22 protein-coding genes are annotated in these 25,059 nt (G+C 71.7%); 8 read left to right on the forward strand and 14 right to left on the reverse strand.

The features are described 5' to 3' along the window. Positions 1–377: 377 nt before the first annotated feature. Entirely contained in the window at positions 378–2,720 is a 2,343-nt protein-coding gene (locus tag LPW41_RS02970; RefSeq protein WP_230704075.1) for a DEAD/DEAH box helicase, read from the forward strand. Positions 2,721–2,792: 72 nt separating this feature from the next. On the opposite strand, the gene LPW41_RS02975 is transcribed toward LPW41_RS02970, so the two are convergent. Further along, positions 2,793–3,899, reverse strand: a complete 1,107-nt coding sequence (locus tag LPW41_RS02975; RefSeq protein WP_230704076.1) for an Rv2578c family radical SAM protein — start codon at positions 3,897–3,899, stop codon at positions 2,793–2,795. A gap of 131 nt (positions 3,900–4,030) precedes the next feature. On the opposite strand from LPW41_RS02975, the gene LPW41_RS02980 reads away from it, so the two are divergent. Continuing rightward, positions 4,031–4,723, forward strand: coding sequence for a hypothetical protein (locus LPW41_RS02980; protein ID WP_154096826.1), 693 nt, complete (start codon positions 4,031–4,033; stop codon positions 4,721–4,723). A 72-nt stretch (positions 4,724–4,795) separates the two neighbouring features. Then, positions 4,796–5,989: a M15 family metallopeptidase gene (locus LPW41_RS02985; protein WP_230704077.1), complete on the forward strand. Its 1,194-nt coding sequence runs from the start codon at positions 4,796–4,798 to the stop codon at positions 5,987–5,989. 2 nt (positions 5,990–5,991) lie between these two features. Here the strand turns inward: LPW41_RS02985 and LPW41_RS02990 are convergent, their stop codons facing one another. From LPW41_RS02990 to LPW41_RS03000, 3 genes are read right to left on the reverse strand one after another with little or no spacing between them, the layout of a single operon-like run. Beyond that, a complete protein-coding gene (locus tag LPW41_RS02990) occupies positions 5,992–7,014 on the reverse strand; it encodes a pirin family protein (RefSeq protein ID WP_230704078.1) in 1,023 nt (340 codons plus the stop codon). Next, positions 7,011–7,415 carry a GNAT family N-acetyltransferase gene (locus LPW41_RS02995; protein WP_368858422.1) on the reverse strand — a complete coding sequence of 135 codons (405 nt, stop codon included), beginning with the start codon at positions 7,413–7,415 and terminating at the stop codon, positions 7,011–7,013. The genes LPW41_RS02990 and LPW41_RS02995 overlap by 4 nt, the downstream gene beginning before the upstream one ends. Before the next feature lie 39 nt (positions 7,416–7,454). Then, on the reverse strand, positions 7,455–7,973 hold the full coding sequence (locus tag LPW41_RS03000) for a CGNR zinc finger domain-containing protein (protein ID WP_144830170.1): 519 nt from the start codon (positions 7,971–7,973) through the stop codon (positions 7,455–7,457). Between the two features lie 25 nt (positions 7,974–7,998). Here LPW41_RS03000 and LPW41_RS03005 point away from each other — a divergent pair, with 25 nt between their 5' ends. Together LPW41_RS03005 and LPW41_RS03010 are read left to right on the forward strand one after the other, a co-directional pair. Beyond that, the gene (locus LPW41_RS03005) at positions 7,999–8,229 is read left to right on the forward strand and encodes a hypothetical protein (protein WP_144830167.1); all 231 of its coding nucleotides are present in this window, start codon (positions 7,999–8,001) and stop codon (positions 8,227–8,229) included. A gap of 29 nt (positions 8,230–8,258) precedes the next feature. Continuing rightward, positions 8,259–9,542 (forward strand): FHA domain-containing protein, encoded by a 1,284-nt coding sequence (locus LPW41_RS03010; protein WP_230704080.1) that lies wholly within the window; start codon positions 8,259–8,261, stop codon positions 9,540–9,542. 15 nt (positions 9,543–9,557) lie between these two features. On the opposite strand, the gene LPW41_RS03015 is transcribed toward LPW41_RS03010, so the two are convergent. The 10 genes from LPW41_RS03015 to LPW41_RS03060 all read right to left on the reverse strand — a co-directional run bounded on the left by LPW41_RS03015 (position 9,558) and on the right by LPW41_RS03060 (position 18,300). After that, a complete protein-coding gene (locus LPW41_RS03015) occupies positions 9,558–10,907 on the reverse strand; it encodes a S8 family serine peptidase (protein WP_186325424.1) in 1,350 nt (449 codons plus the stop codon). Then, positions 10,904–12,232, reverse strand: a complete 1,329-nt coding sequence (eccB, locus tag LPW41_RS03020) for a type VII secretion protein EccB (protein ID WP_144830158.1) — start codon at positions 12,230–12,232, stop codon at positions 10,904–10,906. Before eccB ends, LPW41_RS03015 begins: the two co-directional genes overlap by 4 nt. Before the next feature lie 4 nt (positions 12,233–12,236). Further along, positions 12,237–13,571 carry a type VII secretion integral membrane protein EccD gene (gene eccD, locus LPW41_RS03025; RefSeq protein ID WP_144830155.1) on the reverse strand — a complete coding sequence of 445 codons (1,335 nt, stop codon included), beginning with the start codon at positions 13,569–13,571 and terminating at the stop codon, positions 12,237–12,239. A gap of 69 nt (positions 13,572–13,640) precedes the next feature. Then, a complete protein-coding gene (locus LPW41_RS03030; RefSeq protein WP_144830152.1) occupies positions 13,641–13,934 on the reverse strand; it encodes a WXG100 family type VII secretion target in 294 nt (97 codons plus the stop codon). Further along, a complete protein-coding gene (locus LPW41_RS03035; RefSeq protein ID WP_144830148.1) occupies positions 13,934–14,251 on the reverse strand; it encodes a WXG100 family type VII secretion target in 318 nt (105 codons plus the stop codon). The genes LPW41_RS03030 and LPW41_RS03035 overlap by 1 nt, the downstream gene beginning before the upstream one ends. 54 nt (positions 14,252–14,305) lie before the next feature. Further along, on the reverse strand, positions 14,306–15,871 hold the full coding sequence (locus LPW41_RS03040) for a hypothetical protein (protein WP_230704081.1): 1,566 nt from the start codon (positions 15,869–15,871) through the stop codon (positions 14,306–14,308). Then, on the reverse strand, positions 15,868–17,124 hold the full coding sequence (locus LPW41_RS03045) for a S8 family serine peptidase (RefSeq protein WP_230704082.1): 1,257 nt from the start codon (positions 17,122–17,124) through the stop codon (positions 15,868–15,870). The genes LPW41_RS03040 and LPW41_RS03045 overlap by 4 nt, the downstream gene beginning before the upstream one ends. A gap of 38 nt (positions 17,125–17,162) precedes the next feature. Then, a complete protein-coding gene (locus LPW41_RS03050; protein WP_230704083.1) occupies positions 17,163–17,558 on the reverse strand; it encodes a hypothetical protein in 396 nt (131 codons plus the stop codon). Between the two features lie 113 nt (positions 17,559–17,671). Next, entirely contained in the window at positions 17,672–17,959 is a 288-nt protein-coding gene (locus tag LPW41_RS03055; protein WP_230704084.1) for a WXG100 family type VII secretion target, read from the reverse strand. 29 nt (positions 17,960–17,988) lie between these two features. Then, the gene (locus LPW41_RS03060; protein WP_144830137.1) at positions 17,989–18,300 is read right to left on the reverse strand and encodes a WXG100 family type VII secretion target; all 312 of its coding nucleotides are present in this window, start codon (positions 18,298–18,300) and stop codon (positions 17,989–17,991) included. A gap of 291 nt (positions 18,301–18,591) precedes the next feature. Between LPW41_RS03060 and LPW41_RS03065 the strand changes: the two genes are divergently transcribed. From LPW41_RS03065 to eccCa, 3 genes are read left to right on the forward strand one after another with little or no spacing between them, the layout of a single operon-like run. Next, on the forward strand, positions 18,592–19,956 hold the full coding sequence (locus LPW41_RS03065) for a hypothetical protein (RefSeq protein WP_230704085.1): 1,365 nt from the start codon (positions 18,592–18,594) through the stop codon (positions 19,954–19,956). After that, positions 19,953–20,960 (forward strand): RDD family protein, encoded by a 1,008-nt coding sequence (locus LPW41_RS03070; protein ID WP_230704086.1) that lies wholly within the window; start codon positions 19,953–19,955, stop codon positions 20,958–20,960. Before LPW41_RS03065 ends, LPW41_RS03070 begins: the two co-directional genes overlap by 4 nt. Further along, positions 20,957–24,961, forward strand: a complete 4,005-nt coding sequence (gene eccCa / locus LPW41_RS03075) for a type VII secretion protein EccCa (protein ID WP_230704087.1) — start codon at positions 20,957–20,959, stop codon at positions 24,959–24,961. Before LPW41_RS03070 ends, eccCa begins: the two co-directional genes overlap by 4 nt. Positions 24,962–25,059: the final 98 nt, after the last annotated feature.

A 25,059-nucleotide genomic window follows, 5' to 3' on the forward strand; every position in this document is an offset into this window, starting at 1 on the left:
CTGAGTCCCTCTCTCCCCGAGATTGTCCCGGTCCCGACCACCCCTGTCCCTCTCTCGACCACCCTCGTCCCACTTTCGGTGGGGTGATGTCCCAGGTATGGCTGTGTGATGCGTCACGAAAGCGCCATAAGTGGGACATGGGTCATCCGAGGGGCATGGATGCCATTCCCAGGCGCCACCTGTAACGTGGTGCGGTCGGCTCTGGACACCGCGCGTGATGCGCGGATGGGTTTGTAGTCCAAGGGGCCGATGGACAGGACGCGATCGCGGCCTCGACCATCACTAGTGAATTGGCCCCCGGCCGACGAGAGTCCGGGTTTCGCACCGCCACGAGCGGTGTCGCTGTTTCGCGCGAACAGAACCCAGGAAGTTTCTCCATGCCCAAGAACAAGAAGCCCGCCGGCGGCCGCGCCGCCAAAAACTTCGAGCCCCGCTACGGCGCCAAGACTTCGTTCCAGGACCGCAAGCGTCGTCCCGGTACCGAAGGCCCCGCCAAGCCCGGCAGCAAGAGCCCCAACCACCGCGGCTACCGCCCCGAGTCGGAGGTCACCCCCGACAAGGGGCGTTGGAACGCCGCCGACCGCGCCGGCCGCACCGAGGCCCGCAACATCCGCACCTCGGCTCGCGACGACCGTCCGGCCCGTTCGTTCGACGATCGCCCCGCGCGTTCGTTCGACCGCAATGACCGTCCCGCGCGTTCGTTCGACCGTGACGAGCGTCCCCGTCGTGACGCCGGTGAGCGTCCCTCGCGTTCGTTCGACCGCAGCGACCGCCCCGCGCGTTCGTTCGACGAGCGTCCCGCCCGCTCCTTCGACCGTGAAGAGCGTCCCCGTCGTGACGCCGGTGAGCGTCCCGCGCGTTCGTTCGACCGCAGCGACCGCCCCGCGCGTTCGTTCGACGAGCGTCCCGCCCGCTCCTTCGACCGCAACGAGCGTCCGGCTCGGTCGTTCGACCGCACCGAGCGTCCTGCGCGTTCGTTCGATCGTGACGAGCGTCCCCGTCGCGACGCCGCTGACCGTCCGGCCCGTTCGTTCGACCGCAACGACCGTCCCGCCCGCTCCTTCGACCGCACCGAGCGTCCCGCGCGTTCGTTCGATCGCGATGAGCGTCCCCGTCGCGATGCCGGTGAGCGTCCCGCCCGGTCGTTCGACCGCAGCGAGCGTCCGGCCCGTTCGTTCGAGGACCGTCCGGCTCGCTCGTTCGACCGCACCGAGCGCCCCGCGCGTTCGTTCGATCGTGACGAGCGTCCCCGTCGCGACGCCGGTGAGCGTCCCGCTCGCTCGTTCGACCGCAGCGACCGCCCGGCCCGCTCCTTCGACGAGCGCCCCCGCCGAAACGACGGCCCGAGCCGTAACGACGGCCCGAGCCGCAGCGACTGGGGCCACGCGCCCGGAGGCTCCGCTCGACGCGACAGCGGCGGGTGGAGTGGGCGTGGGGAGAACAACACCCCGAAGCGCTCCGCCGAGCACGAGCAGCGCGTCGACGTCGTGCACGAGCGCCTGCAGGCCGAGGCCGTTGACGCCGCGACCGTGACCGGTGCCGGCTTCGCCGAGCTGGGTCTGGGCGACAACCTCGTCCGCGCCCTCGCCGGTCTCGGTGCGGCGAGCCCCTTCCCGATCCAGGCGGCCACCGTCGCTCCGATCCTCGAGGGACGCGACGTCCTCGCCCGCGGCCGCACCGGCTCGGGCAAGACCATCGCCTTCGGCGCACCGCTGGTCGAGAGCATCCTGCGTTCGCAGGCGGGTCAGCGTCGTGAGTTCGCTCGCGCCCCCAAGGCGATCATCCTCGCCCCCACGCGCGAGCTCGCCCTGCAGATCGACCGCACCGTGCAGGCGCTCGCGCGCAGCGTTGGCCTGTTCACCACCCAGGTCTACGGCGGCGTGCCCCAGGCGCGTCAGGTCGGTGCGCTCAAGAAGGGCGTCGACATCGTCATCGGCACCCCGGGTCGCATCGAAGACCTGCTGAACCAGGGCAAGCTCGACCTCTCGCAGGTGCAGGTCGCCGTCCTCGACGAGGCCGATCACATGTGCGAGCTCGGCTTCCTCGAGCCCGTGCAGCGCATCCTCCGCGCGACCAAGAAGGGCAGCCAGAAGCTGCTCTTCTCGGCCACGCTCGACCGCGAGGTGGCGGCCCTGGTCGACGAGTTCCTCGTCGAGCCGGCCGTCTACGAGGTCGCCGGTGAAGACCAGGACTCGAGCACCATCGAGCACCGCGTTCTCGTCATCGAGCACCGCGACAAGGCGCAGATCCTCGACTCGCTCGTCGACCGCGCCGGCAAGACGCTCGTCTTCGCCCGCACCCGCGCCTATGCCGAGATGCTCGCCGAGCAGTTCGACGACGCCGGGATCTCGGCCGTCGCCCTGCACGGTGACCTCAACCAGCAGAAGCGCACGCGCAACCTCGAGAAGCTCACCTCGGGTCGCGTGAACGTGCTCGTCGCAACCGACGTCGCCGCCCGCGGCATCCACGTCGACGACATCGACCTGGTCATCCAGGCCGACGCCCCTGACGAGTACAAGACGTACCTGCACCGCTCGGGCCGCACCGGTCGCGCCGGTCGCGCCGGCACCGTGGTCACGCTGATCACGCGCCAGCGTCGTCGTCGCATGACCGAGCTGCTCGACCGCGCCGAGATCGAGGCTCCTTTCGAAGAAACCGCGCTCGGCGACGACGTGCTCGAGGAGCTCTCGGGCCGTCAGCTCTCGAACGTCGACGCGTAATCGTCGTCAGGGAGGCCCTCGTCCGCATCGCGCGGACGGGGGCCTTCGTCGTTCGCCGGTCACGTCGCAACCTCAGAACAGCGTGGGCTCGCTCGCCGGCGCGACACGGGGGCGGGCGGATGCCGGGACCCCGGTCGACCTGATGGGTCCGAGGCTGCTCGCCGGCGTCGGCGTGCGTGCCGCGAGGCCGGGCTGCGGTCGACCGCGCGGGTGGTCGTCTTCGTCCCACCCGTCGAGGCGGTGCATGCGCAGGAGCGGTCGCATGCGTTTGCCGAGCCAGGTGCGGTAGGCCTTCGGGGCGGAGGTCGACACACCGGGGTACAGCCCCCGGTACGACGACACGAGGTGCGGGTGCTCGCGTTCGAGCCACTCGAAGAACCACTGCTTCGCCCCGGGGCGCAGGTGCAGCGCCCCGTAGACGACGCGCGCCGCACCCGCGGCGCGGATGCGCGCCAGGGCGTGATCGAGCGCGGCGATCGAGTCGGTGAGGTGCGGGATGATCGGCATGAGGAACACCGTCACGCGGAACCCCGCCTCGGTCGCCGCGCGCACCGTGTCGAGGCGCGCCTCGGCGCTGGGGGTGCCCGGCTCGATCGAGTGCTGCAGCGTGTCGTCGAACACCGCGATCGACATCGCCAGCGACACCTTCACCTGTTGCGCCGCCTCGGTGAGCAGGGGCAGGTCGCGTCGGAGCAACGTGCCCTTCGTGAGGATCGAGAACGGCGTGCCGTTGTCGGTCAGGGCGCCGACGATGTCGGGCATGAGGCGGTAGCGCCCCTCGGCGCGTTGGTAGGGATCGGTGTTCGTCCCGAGCATGACGGGCTCGCGGGCCCACGACCCGCGCCGCAGCTCTGTGCGCAGCACGTCGGCGACGTTGACCTTGACCACGATCTGCGAATCGAAATCGGCCCCGTAATCGAGGTCGAGGTATTCATGCGTTTTCCTAGCAAAGCAATATGAACACGCATGAGTGCATCCGCGATAGGGATTCACCGTCCAATCGAATGGCATCGCCGAAACCCCGGGAACGCGATTCAATGCGCTTTTGCACAGCACCTCGTGGAAGGTCATGCCCGCGAACTCCGGCGTCGTGACCGAGCGCACGAGGCCGTCCATGCGCTCCATGCCCGGGAGGGCTCCCGAGTCGTCGACGCCGAGTTGTTGACCTTGCCACCGCATACTCACATTCGAACACATGTTCGACACGAGGGCAAGCCCCGGCATCCGATAATCGCTCCCATGCTCGAATGCCCTCGCGATAATGTGACAGGCGTCGCTGGTTCGTCTGCCGCGATGGGAACGAGGGGCGCATGGAGACCGTGCGACACGTGCGAGGCCACGCGCTGCTGACGGCGGCCGGGCGCCGCCTCGAGCCCCTGCATCCGTCGTGGGTCGAACGTCACCCCGCGGCCGCAGGATGGATCTGGCTCGCGGCGATGGCCGTGCTGATCGTCGTCGTCGACCTCGCGGACGGCCCGGAGCCCCTGCGGGTGGCCGTGTCGTTGAGCGCCGCGCTGCCCTCGCTGGGCGCGACGCTGCTCGTGCTGTCGCAGACGCCCCGTGCGCACCTGGAGTCCGAACCGTCGATCCTCGGTCACTTCTTCGCGCGCTTCTTCGCCCTGCTCGGGGCGCTCATCCTGTGGATCGGATCCGTCGTGCTCGGTGCGGCCGTCGCGGTGCAGCTGACCGAGGATTCCCGCTCGAACACCGAAGCGGCGTGGGAGGAAGCTCTCGAGATCTTCGGCGCCGTCGTGCCCTTCATCGTCGCGGTGCTGTGGGCCGTGCTCATCTTCCGCTGCGTCGGGTACATCGCGCGCTTGCGCGGGTGGGCGCCGGTGCCGACACGGCACCGCATCCCCGAGCAGTTCTTCGCCGAGTCGCCGCGCACCCGGCGCGTGGTGGTCGGGCTCGCGCATCCCGCCCTGCTGCTCGTCGCCGGCACGCTCAGCATCGTCCTCGTGTTCGTCGCGGCGGGCGAAGTCGCCTTCAGCGACGCGCTGTGAGGGCCGCGGGGGCGTCCACCAGGTGAGGCGGGGTCGACCGGTCCGCGGTCCCGGGAGACAATGGGACCAGTCATGTCCCCCGATTCCGAGCTCTCTCCCCGCCGCGCCGCGCGCGCGGAAGCCGAGCGACTCGCGACGGCGGCGCTCTCCGTGCCTGTCGCCCCGGCCGCGCCCGAGACCTCTGCGTCACCGACGCGCCGCACTCTCCGCGAGGCCGGATCGAACGCGGCACCGCTTCGCCGTCGTTCGTTCGCGCCGGTCGAGGCCTCGCCCTCCTCGTCCGAAGGCGGCCGACTCCGTGCCGCGACCGAGTGGTTCTCCGCTCTGCCGACGGCCCGCCGTCGCCGGCTCGCGGTCGTCGCCGGAGCGCTCGCGGTGGTCGTCGCCACCGCGACCGTGGCCGCCGGTTTGGCGATGGGGGCGGGGGCGGATGCCACGGCTTCGACGAGCGCCAACGACGCTACCGTGACGGCGGCGATCGCCGGTCCCCCCGCTGTCCCCTCCGAGGGGCTCCCCGTGCCCGCGGTGTCAGCGGTGGCGGCAACGGCCACGCCGTGCGACGACCCGGCCGTCACGACGGCGCTCTCTGCGGGCGACGACGCCGCCGCCATCGCCGCGGCCGGCGGAGGCAGCGCCTTCCGTGAGGCCGTGGCATCCGGGATCGCGCCCTGCGTATCGCTCTCCGACCCGAACCGCGAATGGGTCGTCGTCAACAAGCAGCGGCCGCTTGAGCCCGTCGACTACTACCCGGGCGACCTCATCATGCCCGCGAACGTCCGCGCCCTCGAAGACTCCGCACTGCGCACGCCGGCGGCGAACGCGCTCACCGCGATGGTGAAGGCCGCCTCCGACGCGGGAGCCGGCGAGATCGGCTACCTGAGCGCGTTCCGCTCGTACACGACCCAGAAGTCCACGTACGCCGGCCGCGTGCGCGTCAGCGGGGTGGAGGGTGCCGATCGCGAGAGCGCCCGACCCGGCTACAGCGAGCATCAGTCGGGTCTGGCCGTCGACATCGTGCCCTGCAACGGTTCGTGCCGCACTCTCGACGACGTCGCCGCGTCGGCTCAGGGCGCGTGGGTGCGCGAGCATTCGTGGGAGTTCGGCTTCGTCACGCGGTACGCGGAGGGTCGCGAAGCGGTCAGCGGATACGAGCCCGAAGCGTGGCACCTGCGCTACATCGGTCCTGAACTCGCTCGCGCCTACCACGAGGGCGGCTTCACCACCCTGGAGGAGTTCTTCGGACTCCCGGCGGCGCCGACGTACTGAGTTCAGCCCCGCCGCCTCCGCGGTGTGAGACGCACGCCTGGCAGGGGCGGCGCCGGAATGCGCTCGGGGCCGTGGTCGATCACGGTCCCGAAGCGCGGCGCCTGTGCTTCCCACGCCTCGCGGGCCTCGACGATCTCGTCGTGCGAACGGCCCACGAAGTTCCACCACATGACGATGTCGGCCTCGAACGGCTCTCCGCCCAGCAGGAACACGCGGGCACCCCCGTCGCTGCGCAGCTCGACATGGTCGCGGCCCCGGCCGAGGTAGATCAAGCGGGTGTGGTCGACGGATGCCGTGGACCCCGGCTCGGCAGGAGTGCCGGGGCGTCGCGCGGCGTCGGCGTTCACGGCATCCGCCCCCGTTTCGACCTCGGCAGTGCCCGTCATGCCGTACAGGGCGTACTCCCACTCGGGGCGCAGGGGGACACGCACGGTGACGCCGGCCGGCAGACGGAGTTCGGCGCCCACGATCGGGGTGTGCACCGTCGCGGGTGAGACGACCTCGCCGAGCGCGCCCATCACCACGACCGCATCGGCCCCCTCGCCGAGGTCGAGCACCGGCAGGTCCTCGTGACGCTCGAACGCGGGCTCCCCGTGCCGCCGCGACTCGGGCAACGCCACCCAGAGCTGCAGGGCGTCGAGGGGGATGGGCCCCTCGCCGACCGAGTACTCGGAGTGCGCGATCCCCGCGCCGCTGGTCATGAGGTTCAGGGCGCCCGGGCGCACGACGACGTCACTGCCCACGGCATCGCGATGCCGGACCTCGCCGATGATCGGCCAGGTCACCGTCTGCAGTCCGATGTGCGGGTGCGGCTCGACGCGCATGAGCGTGTCCTGCGGGCCGAAGCGGTCGAGGAAGCACCAGGCGCCGACCATCGGCAGCGAGCGGTGGGGGAGGGTGCGGTGCACTTCCATGCCGCGCACGCCGCCCAGCGGCACCTCTCGTGCCTCGACGATCAACGCGCGGGGGCCGTCGCAGTCGATCGGACCCTCGGATGCCGGGGGAGCGACGTCGAGTCGGGTCACGACCGGTCGCCGCCTCCGGCCGCGTCGGTGTCGCCCTGCTCGGGCTGGTCGACGGACAGGCCGGGCACGTCGTGCTCGCTCAGGTAGTGCGCGACGAAGGGGCACGAGGGGATGATCGTGTCGCCGCGGCGAGCGAGGTCGGAGAGCGCCTCACTCGCGAGGGTCGAGCCCAGGCCGCGACCCTTGAACGCCGGGTCGACCTCGGTGTGGGGCAGCTCGGTGCGGTCGCCGCTCGCGGGGCGGAACTCCATGAAGCCCCCGAGCCCGTCGCCCACGTGGATCTCGTAGCGGCCCGCCTCGTCGTTGCGGGTCACGGTCAGTTCGTCGGCCATGGAATCTCCTTCATCGGTGTCCACAGCAACGTATGCGCTGGCATGGATGTTCCGCCATCCCCACGTCATGGCGGAAGTCGTGGGTTAGGGGGGCGTCGAGCCCTCGCCCTACCCGAGGCGCGAGCGGTGCCTCCGCACGGCGGCGCGGTTGGCGCAGCGCACCGAGCAGTAGCGCTGACGGCCGTTGCGGGTGACGTCGACGACGACGTTCGTGCACGGGTCGGCGGCGCAGCGGCCGAGGCGGTTCATGCCGCGCGTGACGAGGTGCAGAGAGGTGCCCACCGAGATGACGGCGGCGAGCACGCGGGGGAGCGCCTCGTCGCTGTCGCGGTAGTGCAGGTGCCACCCCTCGCCGTCGTGGTCGGTGAGGCGCGGGTAGGCGGTGACCGCGGCCATCTGCGCGTTCAGCAGCGCGGCGCGCGCGGCGGGGTCTGTCTCGTCGACCACGCGGAGCCACTCGTCGATGACCGCGCGGGTGCGTTCGTGATCTCCGGATGCCACGGGGAAGGTCATCGTCATCCCCATCTCGCGCGTACGCTCCTCGATGCCGGCGCGATCGGCGGGCCAGTCGTTCGCGAGCGACGCGGCCAGCAGGACCGCGTACTCCCCGTAAGGGTTGAGATGCATAACGGCATTACATCACGCTGGGATCATGACCGCCTCAGACCTGCTCGCCCTCGCCGTCTCGGCATCCGCCCCTCACGAACACGGCTGGATCACCGAGTCGGCGCACTCGACCAGTCAGGGTCGGGTGCGGTACGTCCGCTGCTCCGCGTGCGGGGCGCGGCGCGTCGACCTCGAGGCCGCGAGCGTCGTCGTTCCCCTCGCGGTGTCGCGGATCTCGCCCCCTGCCGGCGAGGTGGGAGGCCACCCCGCACGGTAGCGTCGAGTCAGACCGTCGACGGAGGACGCATGGATGCTCTGAGCCTGATCGCCGTGACCGCGGGAGCGGTGCTGGTGCTGGCCCTCGTGCTGCACGTCTGGTACGCCATCGGCCTGTCTCGCGTGTTCGCGGGCCGCGGGGGCGAGCCCTGGCGGGCGTGGATCCCGCTGCTGAACGAGGCCGAGATCTTCCGCCTCGGCCGGCAGGACCCGGTGCGGGCCGTACTGCTGCTCGTCCCGGGCGTCAACGTCTACGGGCTCGTGCTCAAGGCGCGCGCGGCGCACCGTCTCGGCGAGCCGACCGGTCGCGGGGCGGGCACGACGGCCCTCGCGCTGGTGTTCCCTCCCGTGTGGGCGGGCGTACTCGCCGCCGGGGAGAAGACTCCGGATGCCGTGGATCACGCGACCGATGACGACGCCGAGGTCGTGACCGTGGCCGAGGGCGAGCCTGCGCCGATCACCGCCGTGCCGGGGGCGGAGGCGACGGCGGGTGAGGCGTCGACCGCGGCAGCCTCCGCGACGACTTCTGCGAGTCCCTCTTCGGCTTCCGCTGCGACGACGGATCCGCCTCCGCCGGCTGCCGCGGCCGGAGGTCGCCGCGCGCGGTCGGCCACGCAGGAGACGCCGAGTATCCCGGTGCTGCCAGGGCCCGTCCTCATCGGCGAGGTGCCTGCGGAGGAGACGACCGTGGCGCCGAGCGGCACCGCCCCGCTCGACGACGGAGAGGTCGCCGAGGTGCCTGACGCCGTGCCCTCCGTCGAGGTGCCGAGCTCCGCCCCCGTCGCCGAGGTGCCCGCCGTCGCTGCCGGCGCCGAGACGCCCACCATCGCGGCCGCCGGCGCGCCCGCCGCGGAGGGCGAGGAGCTCGGCCGGGTCGCCGAGACGACCGATTCCACGGCGCAGCGTCCCGACGAGCAGTCGTCGGCCGCCGCCTCGCCCATCGAGGAGATGACGCAGACGGCACGTCCGCGGTCACGCCGCCGTGGCGAGTGGAGCCTGCGCCTGCCCGGTGGAGAACTCGTCGCCCTCGAGAGCCGGACCGTCGTGCTCGGCCGTCGTCCGTCCGTCGACGACGAAGGCGTGCAGTACGTCACGGTGACCGACGACACGCGCACCATGTCGAAGCGTCACGCCCGCCTCGACTGGACGGTTACGGGCTGGACCATCACCGACCTGGAGTCGACCAACGGAGTGACCCTGGTGCACGACGACGGTCGCACCGAGAAGCTGTCGGCCGGGGGCACGGCGATCGTTCCCAGCCGCTTCCGACTCGGCGACGCGCAGGTCGAACTGCGCCCCGAACCGACGGCCTGACGTCGCGGGGCGTTCCTACTCCGCGGGGTCGGGACCGTACAGGCCGCGACCCGTCGGCGCCGGGCGCCGCGACGCGGTCTCTTCGCGACGGCGGCTGACGTACACGGCCAGTGCGCCGATGGCGCCGAGCGCCACGAGTCCCGCCACGCCGATGCCGGTCATGGTCGAGATGGCCGCGGCATCCGGACCCGGCCCGACGACCACGGCCACCGGAGCGGGCGTTCCGGTCGGCGAGGCCGTGGGCGAGGCTCCCGGAAACGGGCTGTTCGGCCCGCGCAGCCCCGAGCCGGGGACCAGCACGATCGCGTCATAGGGCTGCACGAAGCCCCACCCGGTGATGTTCGAGCGATCGTCGGGCTGCGGCCGCACGGCGGTCGCCTCCAGGCGGTACGCCCACTGCGCGGGGGTCTCGCCGGGGTGCGCCGCCGCGACGAGAGCAGCCGCCCCCGACACGTACGCCGCGGCGTAGCTCGTCGCGGGTTGCTCCTTCGCCACCACGCAGTCGCCGCCCAACGGCCAGGCCGAGGCGATGGCCTGACCCGGAGCCGACAGTCGTACGTGCGTGCCGCGGATGCTGTCGCTCGTGACGGCGCTCTCGAGGTTGGTGGCCGAGACGCCGATCGCGCCCGAGAATCCGGCCGGGTAGCGGATGCCGTCGGCGTCGCTCTGCTCGACCGCGGCCGTCGAATCGCGGTTGCCCGCGCTCGCGATGACGAGGCTGCCGCGCGACTTCGCGTAGGCGACGGCGTCGGCCAGGGCGCCGTTCTTCTCGGTCGTGCTCATCGAGACGTTGATGACCTGCGCGCCCCGGTCGGCGGCGATGCGGATGCCCTCGGCCATGCGCGCGGTGTTCGGGCCGATACCCGCGTCGATCTGCGACTTCTCGTCGCCCGCGTAGACGCGGATGGGCAGGATCTTCGCCTCGGGCGCGAGGCCCTGCACCCCGGAGCCCGAGATCACCTGCGCGGCGATCTGGCCCGCGATGACGGTGCCGTGACCGTAGGTGTCGGTGCGTCCGTTCGCGTCGGTGCCGTCGGGTACGAGGTTCACCCCCGGCACGACGTTGTCGTCGAGGTGCGGGTTCTTCGCCACCCCCGAGTCGACCACCGCGACGGTGACGCCCGCTCCGCGAGTGAGCGCCCAGGCCGCGTCGCTCTGCAGCTGGGCGAGCGCCAGCGGGGTCTGGGTCACGCGCGTCGACGCGTCGCACTGCTCCTGCGTGGCCGACACGATCCCGGATGCCGGGCCGAGGCCCTGCGCCGAGACCGGGGCTCCGACTCCGGCGTGCGCCGCGGCGGGCACTCCCGCGAGCAGGATCCCGGTCGCGAGCGCAACCGCGCCGACGCGTCGGATGCCCGGGATCACTTCGTCTCCGGCGTGGTCTGCGCGGCGCCCTCCGTCAGCGACGGGCCGGTCGCGAGCAGGGCCGTCCACCCGTCGGCCACCGCGCCGACGTCGTCGGTGCTGTATCCAAGGCGGGAGATGACCTCTTCGCTCGCGCCGGGGAGGGGATAGGCCGTGCCGGTGGCATCCACCAGGGTGAGCACGCTCGAGTTCTGGTCGCCGCGCCCGCCGGCCCGCACGAGGGCGCCGTGGCTGGGCTCGACCTGCACCCCGGCGGTGACCGCCGTCGACGTCGGCTGCGTGGCCAGGGCCGTGACGGCTTGACCCTCGCCGCCCTCGAGCACGGCGCACGGGCGCTGGCCCGCCGCGACGGTGTCGAACGCGGTCTCGGGCCAGTCCTGACCGAGGTCCTGCGTCGCGGTCGGGAGGTTGCGGGTCTCGTCGATCGAGACCTCGGTGACGCTCGTACCGAGGGCGCTGCCGCTTCCGAGCTGGTACAGCTGCCAGGCGAGAGGCGTCAGGCGCACGAGCACACCGCCGGTCTGCACCAGGTAACGCTCGTCGTCGGGGGTGCCCGTCTGGCGGATCACCTCGCCGACCTTGAGCGAGGTGCCCGGTACGCCCTGGCCGAAGTTCTTCAGCGTGATCGGCGTCAACGGCGTGCCCGCTGTGAACAGGTCGAGCCAGGCGGCCGAGACCGGCACCGGGTTCAGCGACGAGATGCCGGCGGCGCGCAACACGGCATCCGGATCTTCGTTCGACACCGCGAAGCTGCGCTCGCCCTGCACCACGTGCAGAAGGCCGTCGACGGAGACCACGACGGCCTTGCCCGTGGCGGGAGTCGGAGCCGCGGCCGTGCTCACTCGGACGTCGACGGCGGCGTCGTCGGTGACGCACGCGCTCCAGCCCGAGTTGATGAGACCCGATGCGGGGGGCAGCTCGTCGGGGGCGCCCGTGATGCCGAGGGTGTTCCCGACGGGGGTGCCGGCGAGCGTCGCCTGGTCGGTGGAGATGACCCCGAAGTTGTCGGCGGGCAGCAGCAGGCGGGCGCTGGCGGTGTTGATCACCGGGTGGAGCACGCCGTCGACGGTGACGAAGCGTGCTCCGGTGTCGGAGACCAGCACGAGCTTGCCGTTCTCCCAGCCGGTCGGAAGACCCGGGCGGATGAGGCCGTAGAACACGCCCACCAGCACGACGATCACGGTCAGCGCGATTGCGGCGATCACCGCGCGCAGGGGAGAGGTCGGCTGGAGCTCCTTGCCGCCGGGGGCGCCGCTGACGAACGCGGTGAGCAGGCGTCGGCGCGAGAAGTTCTGCGCCTCGATCAGGTCGCCCTTGGTGGCCATCGGGTCAGGCCAGTCCGGACGAGATGACCGACAGCGGCAGGAGCGAGGCGAGCACCAGCAGCTCGACGGTGTCGGCGACGCGGATGAGGCGCAGGCGCGTCTTGGGCGCCAGCAGGGTCACGGTCACCACGCTGACGGTCGCGACGGCGAGCACGATCAGGATGCCGACGCGCAGGCCCGGCTGCGCGAGCGACGCCACGACGCCGGCCACGACGAGGCCGAGCACGCCGGTGGCCATCACCGTGAGCACGCCCGAGCGGGCGTAGGTCTGCCGCGAGGGGAACATCATGCCGGCGAAGGCGAGAGCGCACAGGATCGCACCGGTGGCGTTCTGCGCGGCCACGAGCGGAGTGGCGACCAGTACGGCCGCGGCGAGGGCGAGCCGCAGGGCGATGAGGATGCGCTTGCCCTGGGCGACGCGAGCGGCGATGTCGTCGGCGTCGATCGGCTCGGGGTCGGCGAACATCTCCACGTCGCTCTGGGGCGAGAACACGCGCAGCCGCGTCGTGCCCATCGCGAGCCAGGGGAGGGCGCCCGCGAGCGTGCCGACGACGCCGATCATGAGCGTCCACACCATGGCGGGAGGGAAGAAGGCGGCGAGGGTGCCCGCGACGCCGATCGCGCCGCCGGCGACGAGGGGAGCAAGCTGAAGCTCGGCGTGTGCTCGTGTCAAAGCGAGCGAGACGCCAGCGATGACGAACGCGCCGCCGCCGGCTGCGGCCATGGGCCATCCCCACATGTCGATCGCCGCGGGGATCGCGAGATAGCCCGCGACGGCGCCGAAGACGGCCGCCGCCATGCCGAGACCCTGGCCCGCTTCGCGCTGCCCGAGACGTGCGACCACGGCGGAGACGACGAGAAGCACGATGGCGCCGCCGCCGGCGACGAGGGCGCCGAAGGGCAGGGTGCGTCCGGCGGCGAGGAGCAGCACCGCGCAGACGCCGAGAAGAGCGAGGCTCACGGCGAGGGCGGTGCGGGCGTTGTCGCGCGTCGTCCACGGCCGGTTCTGCTGCGAGGTGGCGTCGAGCACCGCTTCGACGATGTCGTCGTAGACCCGCGGCTGGGCGACGAGGCCGCCGCGCACCAGCGTCAGTACCTCGCCGTCGACGATTCCCTGGGCCGAGGCGCCGAGCGAAGGATCGACGGTGGTTCCGTCCGCGCGGTGCAGGGCGTAGCCCGCCGAGGTCATGGACGGATCGAGCACGCCGAGAGAGCGCGCGAAGCCGGGGAGGAACTCGATGACCGGCACCTGCGCCGGTACGGCGATGTCGAGACGTCGCCCCTCGCTCTGCACCGACAGACGCAGCAATGCGCGCGTCGCATTCATGACGTCAGCCATCCGCGGCCCCTTCTTTCCGGACCGAAGCCCCCCTGCGGTCAGACCCCGAAAGCCTATCGGGGCGGTGCGTCACGCCCCGTCGAACCGCGCCGCGGAGGCGCGGTCGGCGCTGACGTAGTCATCGGCGATGGAGTCCGTGGCGTTCGCGATGCGCTGCAGCACGTCGCGCATCTGCTCGAGAGTCGCACTCCACTGCTGCTGGGCGTTGTTGTAGGCGACCTGGGCCATGCCCTCCCACTGGCCGCGCAGCCGCGAGACCTCGGCGTCGAGGCCGCCGAGGGTCGCATCGATGCGGGCAGACTCGGCGCGCAGGCGACCCGCCGCCGAATGGAGTGCTTCCGGGGTGACACGTAGGTCGCTCATCATTCGCCTCCCAGCATCGAGCCGAGTCCGTGGATGGTGGTGCGGTGCTGTTCTTCGACCGCTTCCTGGTCTTGTGCGGTCGAGCGGAGCGCGGCGCTGAGCGTCACGAGCGTGCTGTTCAAGCGGTCGGCGCTGGCCGTCCACTCGTTGACCAGCGCGCTGTACGACGAGGCGGCGTCGCCGACCCAGTTACCGGCAAGCTCGTCGAGCTCGGCGAGCACGCGCCGGACGCTGTCGTTGACGTCAGCGTGCGCGCCCGACACCGCTTCGGCGCCCCGGACGAGCGCGCCCTCTCCGGCGGAGATGCGGTCAGACATCGTGGTTCTCCTCTTTCGTGGAGTCGATCAGGCAGGGACGTGTTCGGCGAGCGGTCACTCGTCGCGACCGCCAGCCTGCGCGTTCTCCGACCGGGGGGCGATCTCTTCGTCGTCTTCCATGCGAGGAGCGATCGGGCCTCCGAGGCCGCGTGCGGCCTCATCCTTGCGTTCGGAGCGCGAGCCGGGGCCGCCCATGCCGCCCACGCCGCGCGAGCCCGAGGCCGCTCCGCGGCCGCCGCCGGCGGCAGAGCCGCCTCCGACGCCGCGGGCCCCGCCCTTTGCGGGCCCGCCTGTTGCCGAGCCGCCTCCGACACCGACGCCGCGGGCGCCGCCCTTGGCGGATCCACCGGCGGTGCCCGTGCCTCCGGCACCGCCCGCTCCGCCGAGGCCGGTCGCCCCGCCGCGCACACCGGCGCCACGGGCCGCGGTCGAACCGGGCGTGCCGCCGCCGCCGGCGGCGAGGCCGCCGACGCCACGGGCGCCGAGACCGGAGCCACCGGGGGTCTTGCCGAGCAGACCCCCAGAGCGGGCGCCACCGCCGGCCTTGGCGGAGCCTCCGGCCCCGCCCGCCCCTCCGCCGAACAGGCTGCCGCCGACACCGGCTCCACCACCGCCCATGCGTCCGAGCGCCAGAGCGCCACCACCGCCGGCGACGAGGCCCGCGCCGAGCCCTGAACCGATGCCCGCACCGGGTCCGCCGGGCGTACCGCCGACGAGACCTCCACCGGGCATCGTCGAGATGCCGCCGGGAAGAGTCGGGCTGCCGATCACGGGACCGTCAGGCGTCGGGTCGGGCGGAACGTTGCCGATGTCGATGGGCGCCGGGCCACCGGGAACCGGGGTCGGGGTCGGGAACGGGCCGTAGTCACCGGGTCCGGGGCCCGTCGGGACCTCGCCGCCGCCATTACCGCCGCCGCCGATCTCGCCACCGCCGCCGATGTTGCCACCGCCGACGTTGCCGCCTCCGCTCGAGCCGCCGCCAGGGGTCATGTCCCAGTCGGGGTACGACTGGAAGCTTCGGCCGCTGGTGGAGCCGGTACCGCCGTCGGGGTCGTACGGCGGCGGCGGGGGCGGCGGAGGCGGGGGAGGCGGGAATTCGCCCCCGGTGAACGGAGGGGGTGGATCGAGCGCCACATCGTCCAACTGGTTCGAGTGCTTCTCCACGGCCTCTCGAGCAGCCGCCTCGCGCTGCGAAGCCATGTAGTCGTTGATGGCACGGCCCGCACCCTCCCCGGCGAGGAACGCGACCGGACCGAAGATGATGGAGGCTCCGGCGGCTGCCCCGCGGACCATGGCCTGCTGCCCGGGGTCCATCTGGCCTTGAGGAAGGGACGCCGCGGAGTCACGCGCTTGCTGGCGTACCTCGTTCGCCTGGTCGAGCCGACTCGGAACGTGCTCTCGGAGGTAGACGAGTTGGTCGTCGATCTCGAGAGACGTCCGAGTGAACTGCGCTCGTGCCGCGTCGCCTGACGCGCCCGCGAGGCCCGGGTCTTCCGCGGCAGAGTCGAGGACCTGCTTGAGTGCCTCGAGCGCCCCGGCCAGCTCCCACCTGGTCGGGAGGTCCCACGGCACGCCGCCCTCGGCGAGATTCTGCAGACGTTGCTCCCAGATACCTGTCACGATCTGTTCCCCTTTCCAGCCTTGCGGCGTTGGGTGACGACGATGAGGACGATGACGACCACGGCCGCCACGATGAGGGCTCCGATACCGATCGCGGCCCACATCACCAGCGCTCCGAGATCGGAGCCGGTGGAGGTGGGCTCGGCGTCGGCGTACTGGTCGACGCTGCGGGGTTGCTCGTCGGGGGTGAAACCTCCGGCGGCGACAGCGCGGTCGATCTGCTCCGTTGTCGGGAAGCCCGCCGGTTTGTTCATGAGCGGTGTCTGGTCCGGATAGCCAGTGGGATCGATGCTGAGCATCGTGGGCAACCACGCGGCGCCGTAGCCGTACCCGTCTTCGGTGCGCGTCGGATCGTGCTGCGTCCCGTTGGTGGTCGCGATCATCGCCTGGACCAGTTGATTGCCGGTGGCCTCGGGCCACTTCTGCGCCGCGAGGGCGAGCATTCCGCCGACGACCGGCGCCGAGAAAGACGATCCGGTGGTGACCCCGCTCGTGTTCCAGTCGCCGGAGACTCCCACGGTCGGGAGGTCGACTCCCGCGGCCACGATGTCGGCGTGAGCCACGCCGAAGGGCGATGCGCCGTCACCGGGCTGGAGGGCGCCCGAGCTGTCGATGGCCGAGACCGCGACGACGCCGTTCATGGTGCTCAGATCGTTCGACGCGAGGGAGCTGGAATCGGCGTTCGGAGTGGCCACGAGCACGATCGCCCCCTTTGCGACCGCGTAGGCGATGGCCGTGGCATCGCTCGGGGAAGCCGACATCGACACAGAGGTCGTGATTATCTTCGCGCCGTCATCAACAGCGGTCTTGACCGCGAAGCCGAAATCGCGCAGGCCGGCTTCGGGGCTCTCGCAGAGTTCCTTCTTCTCTGCGGAAGATCCATACCCGTAGAACGTCACGGCCGCATCGGGCGCGATACCGCGAACGCCGCTCGGGCCGGCGCCGTTACCGATGATCATGGCCGTGATCGTGCTGCCGTGGACGGACGATTCGTTGGCGGACTCCGTCGCCGAGGCCGCACCGTTCTTGCACGGCTGAGCCTCGCTCACGGTGAGGTTGCGGCCTTCGAACACCGGGAGGCTCGGATCGATCTGCCCGTCGATGACGGCGACCTTCACCCCGGCGCCGGTGAGGCCCGCGTCGTGCGCGGTCTGCACCTGGTAGGCGTCGTACCACCAGTCGTATTCGCCGCCGGCGGCGGCGGTCGCGGCCGGCGCGGCCCCGCCGAGCGCGAGGGCCCCGGCCACCAACATCGCTCCGAGAGTGCGTCCGACGAGAACCTGCCGACGGGTCACCGGGGCGCACCCGGGAGGGCGGACCGCACACCGGCTGCTCCCCCGCCGGACGAGGGGTCGCTTACCGCAGCGGGCTCCGCCGCCGATTCGACGATCGACAGGGCGTTCTGCGACATGAGCGACCCAGAGGTGTCCGTCTCTTGCAGGGACTGGGCCGCTTGAGAAAGGGCCTCGGCGTTGTGAGCGACCGTGGAGCGCAGGTTCTCGACCTGATGGCTCAGTTCGATCGCCTGCTGACGGATTTGATCGGTCAAGCGCGCCGCGGCGGGCTCGGTGCCGTTGCCGTCGACGATCTCGATGGCTCCCGGGGAGGGGAGCTCCTCGGGCACCTGGGTCAGTTGCAGCACGCGCTGCAGCGCCAGCTCGAGATTGAGGAAGATCGACTCGGCCATGGGGATCACTCGTTTCTCTGTGATCGGAATGTATGGAGGGCAGCAATATGCTGCGCACGGGCGTGAGCCCGGGAGCCGGCGGCCGCCGCAGCGACCGCCGGCTCCGAAGGGGATCAGGCGAAGCGGCCTGCGGCCGACTTGTCGGTCGAGGTGTAGCCCTGGGCGATCTCGTCGGTCTTGCCGGCGATCTGCTGGAGCAGCTCGTTCAGGCGGGTGATGGACTGCGTCCACTGGGCCTGCGCCTGGTCGTACGCGGTCTGCGCGTCACCGTCCCACGAGGAGCGGAGGGCGTTGACCTGCGACTCGAGCTCGTCGAGACGGGTGCGGATGCCGGAGGCACCGTTGCGGATCTGACCGGAGAGGGCGATGACCTGCTCGGGACGAACGGACATGGACTGCATGAGAGTTCCTTCTTTCGTGTCGAGCGGGGTCAGCCGAGCAGCGAGCCCAGGTTGCCGATGGTCTGCTGGTGCGACTCTTCCGAAGCCGCCTGGTCGCGCTCGGTGCCGCGCAGGGCGTCTTCGAGCGTGACGAGCACGTTGTTGAGCTTCGTCGTCTCTTCGTTCCAGCGCGCCATGAGCTGCGTGTACGAACCGGCCGCTGCGCCGGTCCAGAAACCGGCAACCTGGTCGAGCTCGGAACGGACCTTGCGGACCTGCTCGTCGATGCCGCCCTTGGCGGTGTTGACGGCTTCGGCTCCGCGTCGTAGCGCACCCTCCTGGGCCGCGATGAGATCTGCCACGTGTGTCTCCTCGATGTTCCTCCGGGCGAACCCGGGCGTTGCGGATCATGTCTGCACACGCGGGATTCGGCCCCGCGCGCGGGATCGATGAAGAACCGGAGCCCCCCACCGGGTCACGACCATATGTAAAGCGGTGCCGGGATACAAGCCACTTGCGCTTTTTCGAAGATGACAAAACTCTCATCTTTATTCCCGGTGGTGGGAGGAAAGACCGGAGCATGCCCGCGGGGTGGATACGCTGGTGCGGTTGCGGCGGCCCTGGGGCCGGTGGCGCGAGAACGAGGGGGACCGTTGAGCGCGGAAGTGATGCAGGGGCGACGTGTCGCGCTCATCGACGGCGCTGCGCGTTTCGACCTCGTCGTCCCGCTCCACGCTCGCATCGACGACGTGCTGCGGGCCGCCGGGTCCGCTTCCGATGGGTCGGTGCGCGTCGTCGGCGTCTCGGGGCGCGAGATCGACCGCTCGACTTCGATGGCCACCCTCGACGACGGAGTCGTGCTCGTCCTGGTCGATCCGCGCGCCACCGTCGCGCAGGCGACGGGGCGATCCTCGCGACCGGTCGCGTCGTCGCGCACTACGGCGGCCTGGTGGGTCATGGCGGCCGCCGGTGGCATCCTGGCTCTTGTCCGCCTCAGCGGTGCCGACGCCCTCCCGCCCGACGTGCGCGCGGTCGTCGCCGCCGCGGCTCTGCTGGCGGCGCTCGCCGCGGCGACCGTCTTCGCCCTCCGCGCGTCCGCTCGCACCGCGACGCTCGCTCCGGTCGTGGGTCTCCTCGCCCTCGCCTTCGGCGGAGGCGTCGCGGTCGTGCCCGACCAGCCCGCCTCGACCGAGCTGGTCGCCGTCTTCACAGGCCTCCTCGCGGGCGCCGTCGTCACAGGCGTCGTGGGAGTGCTCGGCGCGACTGACACCCTGCGCGCGCAGGGGCGCACCGCCACGATCATCGCGGCCATCCTCGCCGCCGTGTGGGGGCTCTCTCTCCTGCTGCACCTCGACCCGTCGGCGCCGGCGGCGATCACCCTCGGACTCGTTCCGGTCGCGCAGCGGGTGCTCCAGGCCAGCCTGGTCGACGTCGAACCCGGCACCTTCATCGACTACGGCCGCTTCCAGAGCACCCGCTGGACGGTGCGTCAGAACCTGCCTGACGAGGTGCGCACGATCGAGGCCGACGACGCCGACGCCCTGGTCGAACGCTCGACCGCGCGGTTGACGATCGGCGTCGTCATGCTCGTGACGGCGGGCGCCGCCAGCGCGTTCACGGCTCTGCCGACCTTCGCCGTCGACAACCCCGTCATGATGGCCGGGCGCATCGCCTTGGCATCCACCGTCGTCCTCGCTCTTCTGCTCGGTTCGCGCAAGAGCACGGTGCCGTTCCTGCGCTGGGTGGCCCGCGTGGGGGCGGCCGTCCTCGTCGCGGCGGTGCTCGCGGCCCTCGTGCCGACAATTTCGTCGGGGCTCCTCGTGGTCGTGGCGGGACTCCTGCTGGTGGGGGGCCTCGGCGCTGCGCTGCTGGTGGTGCCGGTGGGGCGCGGACTGCGCTCGCTGGGGTGGTCGCGCACGGGCGACGTCTTCGAGGCGCTGGCGACGGCGTTCTCTCTTCCGGCGGGCATGTTGGCCGCCGGAGCGGTGGAGATCGCGCGTGCGATGATGGCGACATGACGCAGACGCCGCCGTTCGGCGCGCCCGCGACGGTGGGGGTGCGACTGGGTGCCTTCAGCGTCGATGCGGCCCTCGTGGTCATCTCCTCGGGCGTGGCATTCCTCCTCGGCTCCCCGGTCCTCGGCATCGCCGTGGCCGCCGAAGCGCTCCTGGGCCTGTGGATCCTGCAGGCGCGACGCGGCCTGACGCCGGGCGCCCTGCTGTTCGGCCTGCGCGCCGCGCGCGTCGACGAGCCTGTCGTCCCGGGCGCGGGGCGGGCGTTCGTCCGCGGCTCGCTCGTCGTCCTCGGCGGTCTCGTGCTGGTGGCGGGTGCCTGGGTCGTCGTGGCATCCGCCGCGTTCGACAAGAGCGGTCGGCGACGGTCGTGGGCCGATCGCGCGGCCGGAACCGTGTTGCTGGCGGTGCCCAAAGACAAGACGACGGATGCCGACGAGGCCCGTGGGCTGTCCGAGCCCACGGTGCACGCTCGCCCCTCCACCTCGCGCGAACCGCTGCGGGTCGACGCGGCCGTCGTCGACCTCCCCGAGGCCCCCGCGTGGGAGACGCCCCTCGTCGCGATCGACGCTCCGGCCGCCGCCGGCGAGCGGGCCCCGGTCATCGCCCCCGGTCCCGTCGCGGTGACCCCCGAGCCCGCGGCATCCGCCCCGCGCACCGAGCACGCGCAGCTTCTCATCGTGTTCGACACCGGCCAGCGCGAGCAGCTCGACCTTCCCGCCGCCGTCAACTTCGGTCGTGCGCCCGTTTCGAACGAGCCCGGCGACCTGCTCATCGTCGTCGACGATCCCGACCGCCTGATCTCGAAGACCCACCTGCGGCTCGAGCACGACGGCGAGAACGCCTGGGTCATCGATGCCGGGTCGACCAACGGCTCCGAGATCATCTCCGACGACGGCACGGTGCACGCCCTGCGTCCCGGAGCCCGCACGCTGCTCGAAGACGGCGCGCGCGTTCGTCTGAGCGAACGAGTCTTCACCCTGAGTCGCCTGATCGGAGGTCCGGTGTGAGCACGGGTCCGCGCATCGCCCCGCCGTCGCAGCCCAACGGACGCATCGTCCTGCAGCCGCCGCCCGAGCTCGTGCCGAACGAGGGCGGCAGCGGCATCCTGACCTCCCTCCTGCCGATGCTCGGCAGCGTCGGCGCGATCGTCATGGTGACGATCTCGAACAGCGGCCCCACCGGCTTCCTCATCGGCGGCATGTTCCTGCTGTCGTCGCTCGGCTTCGTCGCGGTCAACGGCTGGCGCCAGCGCGCGCAGCGCAACGCCGAGGTGCTCGGCAACCGCCGCGAGTACCTCGCCTACCTCGCGGACCTTCGCGAGACGGTGCGCGTCGCCGCGCGCAAGCAACGTCGTCACGGCGGGTGGATCATGCCCGCCCCCGCGGCCCTGCCCTTCATCGCCGAGGAGCGCTCGCGGGTGTGGGAGCGCCAGCCGGGCGACGAGACATTTCTGCTCGCGCGCATCGGCCTCACGGACCAGCCCCTGAGCCTGACCCTCGAGGCGCCGGAGCTTCCGCCGCTTGCCCAGCTCGACCCGGTGGCGGCCTCCGCCGCGCACCGCTTCATGCTCACGCACGAGATCCAGCGCGATCTGCCGCTGGGCTTCCCGCTCGCCGATTACGCGCGGGTCGAGCTGGTCGGCTCCGACGAAGAGGCCGTGCGCAGCCTCGCCCGCTCGCTCGTGGCGTCGGCGGCAACCCTGCACGATCCCGAAGACGTCGTCGTCGCGGTGCTGGCCGGTCCCGGGCAGACCGCCGCGTGGGATTGGGTGAAGTGGCTGCCGCACGCGATGTCGTCGCGGGTGCAGGACCGCCTCGGGCCGGCGCGCATGATCGCGGCATCCGTCGATGAACTCGTCGACATGCTCCCCGCGCAGCTCGCCTCGCGCCCGCGGTTCGCCCCCGGCGCCGGAGTGACCCCGCACGTCCTGCTCATCGTCGACGGCGTCGAGATCACGGGCCACGAGCAGCTCGCGGGGCTCGAAGGCGCGCAGGGCGTCACGATCGTCGACCTGCCCGTCCGGTGGGATGAGCTCGACGATCCGCTCAGCGCGCGCGTCGCCCTGGCCGATGCCCCCGCTCCGGTGCGGGTGCGCCGCGGTGACGAGAAGGCGCCGACCGCGACCGCGGAGTTCATCGACGGTGCGGGCCGCGCGCAGACCTTCGTTCCGGATGCCATGACCGTGGCCGAAGCAGAGGCCACCGCCCGGCGGCTCATGCCGCTGCGCCCCGCTCCGATGGTCGTCGTCGATGCGCCGACGACGCAGGGGCAGCTCGAGCTGACCGAACTGCTCGGCCTTCCCGATGTGCGTTCGGTCGACTTCGACCGCGCGTGGGCGCCCCGCCTCGAGCGCGATCGGCTGCGCGTGCCGATCGGTCAGGAACCCTCGGGCACCCCGCTCGTGCTCGACCTGAAGGAGTCGGCGTCGCAGGGCATGGGCCCGCACGGCGTGATGGTCGGTGCGACCGGTTCGGGCAAGTCCGAGGTGCTGCGCACCCTCGTGCTCGCGCTGGCGATGACGCACTCGCCCGAGCAGCTCAACTTCGTGCTCGTCGACTTCAAGGGCGGCGCGACGTTCGCCGGCATGGCCGAGATGCCCCACGTGTCGGCGGTCATCACCAACCTCGGCAGCGAGCTCGCGCTCGTCGACCGCTTCCAGGACGCTCTTCAGGGTGAGGTCGTGCGCCGCCAGGAGCTGCTGCGCGCCTCGGGCAACTTCGCCAACGTCGGAGAGTACGAGGCCGCCCGCCGCGGCGGCCGCACCGATCTCGCCCCGCTTCCGGCCCTGCTCATCGTCGTCGACGAGTTCTCCGAGCTGCTGACCGCGAAGCCCGAATTCGTCGACAGCTTCCTCAACATCGGCCGCGTCGGCCGCTCGCTCCACGTGCACCTGCTCCTCGCGTCGCAGCGACTCGAAGAGGGCAAGCTCCGCGGCCTCGACACGTACTTGTCGTACCGCATCGGTCTGCGCACCTTCTCGGCATCCGAGTCCCGCACGATCATCGGCACCCCCGATGCCTATACGCTTCCGCAGGAGCCGGGCGTCGGCTTCCTCAAGAGCGACACCGAGAACCTCGTGCAGTTCCGTGCGGCGTACGTGTCGGGGCGTCCCAAGGGCGTTGCCGGCGTCGCGGTCGACGAGTTCGGCGGGGCGTCTTCGGGTCCGGCGCGGGTGGAGGTCTTCACCGCGCTCGCGCAGCCCGACGACGACCAGGCCGATGAGACTCCGGATGCCGCGCCCGCGGCCATCGCGGCACCGGTGGCCGAGAAGCGCTCGACGTTCCAGATCGCCGTCGACCGCATGAAGGACCGCGGACCCGAGGCCCACCAGGTGTGGCTCCCGCCGCTGGCCGAGCCGTCGCCGCTCGACGCCCTCATGCCCGACCTCGCCGAAGACCCGGCCCTCGGGCTCGTCTCGAAGCGCTGGCGCGACGCCGGAGCGCTCACGGTGCCGATCGGCGTCGTCGACATCCCGCTCGAACAGCGCCGCGACAACCTCACCGTTTCGCTCGGCGGGGCGGCCGGTCACGTCGCCATCGTGGGCTCGCCCCTCAGCGGCAAGTCGACGCTCGCCCGTACGCTCGTCTCGGCCCTCGCCCTGACGGGCACCCCGCAGGAGTTCCAGTTCTTCGTGCTCGACTTCGGCGGTGGAGGCTTCACCGCGATGCAGCAGCACCCGCACGTCGCGGGCGTCGCGACGCGCACCGAACCCGAGGCCGTGCGACGCGCCGTCGCCGAGGTCGAGGCCGTGCTCGACGCGCGCGAGCAGTACTTCCGCCGCAACGCCGTCGACTCGATGGACACCTACCGTTCGCGTCGGCGCGAAGGCCGGCTCGACGACGGCTTCGGCGACGTCTTCCTCGTCGTCGACGGCTGGTCGACGCTGCGCTCGGAGTTCGAGCCGCTCGAGGCGCGCGTGCAGACCATCGCCGCGCGAGGACTGAGCTTCGGCGTGCACGTGGTCGTCACGGCCAACCGGTGGCTCGAGATCCGCGCGAACCTCAAGGACCTCATTCAGACGCGCGTCGAACTCCGCCTCGGCGATCCGACCGACTCCGACGTCGACCGCAAGCAGGCCGCGAACGTCCCGGTCGGTCAGCCGGGGCGCGGACTCAGCCCGACCAAGCTGCAGATGCTCACGTCGGTGCCGCGCATCGACGGCTCGGACGATGCCGCGTCGATCGCCGACGGCGTGTCCGACATGATCGCCAAGGTCTCCGCCGCCTGGCACGGCGAACCCGGTCCGAAGCTCCGTCTGCTGCCGGAGGACATCTCGCTCGACGAGGTGCGCGCGCTCACCGAACCCGGTGACGCTCGGCTGCTGCTGGGCATCGAAGAGGCGCAGCTCTCCCCGTTCGGCATCGACCCCCGCGTCGAACCGCACCTGTTCGTCTACGGCGACTCGGGAATGGGCAAGTCGTCGTTCCTGCGGGCGACGGCCGCCGAGATCCAGCGCCTGTACACGCCGGCCGAGGCGAAGATCTTCGTCGTCGACTACCGCCGCGCGCTGCTGGGCGAGATCCCCGACGACTACCTCGGGGCCTACCTGACCTCGCACGACCTGGCCACCGGAGGCATGAACGACCTCGCGCAGTACTTCTCCACGCGCATCCCCGGACCCGACGTGACGCCCGCGCAGCTTCGCGAGCGCAGCTGGTGGAAGGGGGCCGAGGGCTTCATCCTCGTCGACGACTACGACCTGGTCGCCACCAGCCAGGGCAACCCGCTCGCGGTGCTCCAGCCCCTGTTGGCGCAGGCCGGCGACCTGGGCCTGCACGTCATCCTGACGCGACGTTCGGGCGGCGCCAGCCGTGCGGCGTACGACCCGATCATCCAGCGCTTCACCGACCTGGGCGTCACCGGCATCCTGCTGGGCGGCAACCCCGAAGAGGGAGCGCTCATCGGGCGTGTCAAGCCCGAGCGCGCTGCTCCCGGCCGTGCGCAGATCGTCAGCCGCGAGCACGGACTCGTGGCCGCGCAGCTGGCGTTCTCACCGCCCGCGCACTGAGCGACGTTCTCTCCTGAGCCGCCGCGGCTTCCACGACGGATGCCGCGGCGGTCTCCGTCCCGCCCGTCCGGGGGCCACGCCTTCTCCACAGTCGCCCT

The sequence above is a fragment of the Microbacterium sp. JC 701 genome (assembly GCF_021026215.1).
Lineage (GTDB): Bacteria > Actinomycetota > Actinomycetes > Actinomycetales > Microbacteriaceae > Microbacterium > Microbacterium algihabitans.

Excerpts from the sequence above, each read along its gene's own strand:
- LPW41_RS02970 (WP_230704075.1), top strand. The coding sequence starts at position 378 with ATGCCCAAGAACAAGAAGCCCGCCGGCGGCCGCGCCGCCAAAAACTTC.
- LPW41_RS02975 (WP_230704076.1), bottom strand. The coding sequence starts at position 3,899 with ATGCGGTGGCAAGGTCAACAACTCGGCGTCGACGACTCGGGAGCCCTC.
- LPW41_RS02980 (WP_154096826.1), top strand. The coding sequence starts at position 4,031 with ATGGAGACCGTGCGACACGTGCGAGGCCACGCGCTGCTGACGGCGGCC.
- LPW41_RS02985 (WP_230704077.1), top strand. The coding sequence starts at position 4,796 with ATGTCCCCCGATTCCGAGCTCTCTCCCCGCCGCGCCGCGCGCGCGGAA.
- LPW41_RS02995 (WP_368858422.1), bottom strand. The coding sequence starts at position 7,415 with ATGACGTGGGGATGGCGGAACATCCATGCCAGCGCATACGTTGCTGTG.
- LPW41_RS03000 (WP_144830170.1), bottom strand. The coding sequence starts at position 7,973 with ATGCATCTCAACCCTTACGGGGAGTACGCGGTCCTGCTGGCCGCGTCG.
- LPW41_RS03005 (WP_144830167.1), top strand. The coding sequence starts at position 7,999 with ATGACCGCCTCAGACCTGCTCGCCCTCGCCGTCTCGGCATCCGCCCCT.
- LPW41_RS03010 (WP_230704080.1), top strand. The coding sequence starts at position 8,259 with ATGGATGCTCTGAGCCTGATCGCCGTGACCGCGGGAGCGGTGCTGGTG.
- eccB (WP_144830158.1), bottom strand. The coding sequence starts at position 12,232 with ATGGCCACCAAGGGCGACCTGATCGAGGCGCAGAACTTCTCGCGCCGA.
- eccD (WP_144830155.1), bottom strand. The coding sequence starts at position 13,571 with ATGGCTGACGTCATGAATGCGACGCGCGCATTGCTGCGTCTGTCGGTG.
- LPW41_RS03030 (WP_144830152.1), bottom strand. The coding sequence starts at position 13,934 with ATGAGCGACCTACGTGTCACCCCGGAAGCACTCCATTCGGCGGCGGGT.
- LPW41_RS03035 (WP_144830148.1), bottom strand. The coding sequence starts at position 14,251 with ATGTCTGACCGCATCTCCGCCGGAGAGGGCGCGCTCGTCCGGGGCGCC.
- LPW41_RS03045 (WP_230704082.1), bottom strand. The coding sequence starts at position 17,124 with ATGTTGGTGGCCGGGGCCCTCGCGCTCGGCGGGGCCGCGCCGGCCGCG.
- LPW41_RS03050 (WP_230704083.1), bottom strand. The coding sequence starts at position 17,558 with ATGGCCGAGTCGATCTTCCTCAATCTCGAGCTGGCGCTGCAGCGCGTG.
- LPW41_RS03055 (WP_230704084.1), bottom strand. The coding sequence starts at position 17,959 with ATGCAGTCCATGTCCGTTCGTCCCGAGCAGGTCATCGCCCTCTCCGGT.
- LPW41_RS03070 (WP_230704086.1), top strand. The coding sequence starts at position 19,953 with ATGACGCAGACGCCGCCGTTCGGCGCGCCCGCGACGGTGGGGGTGCGA.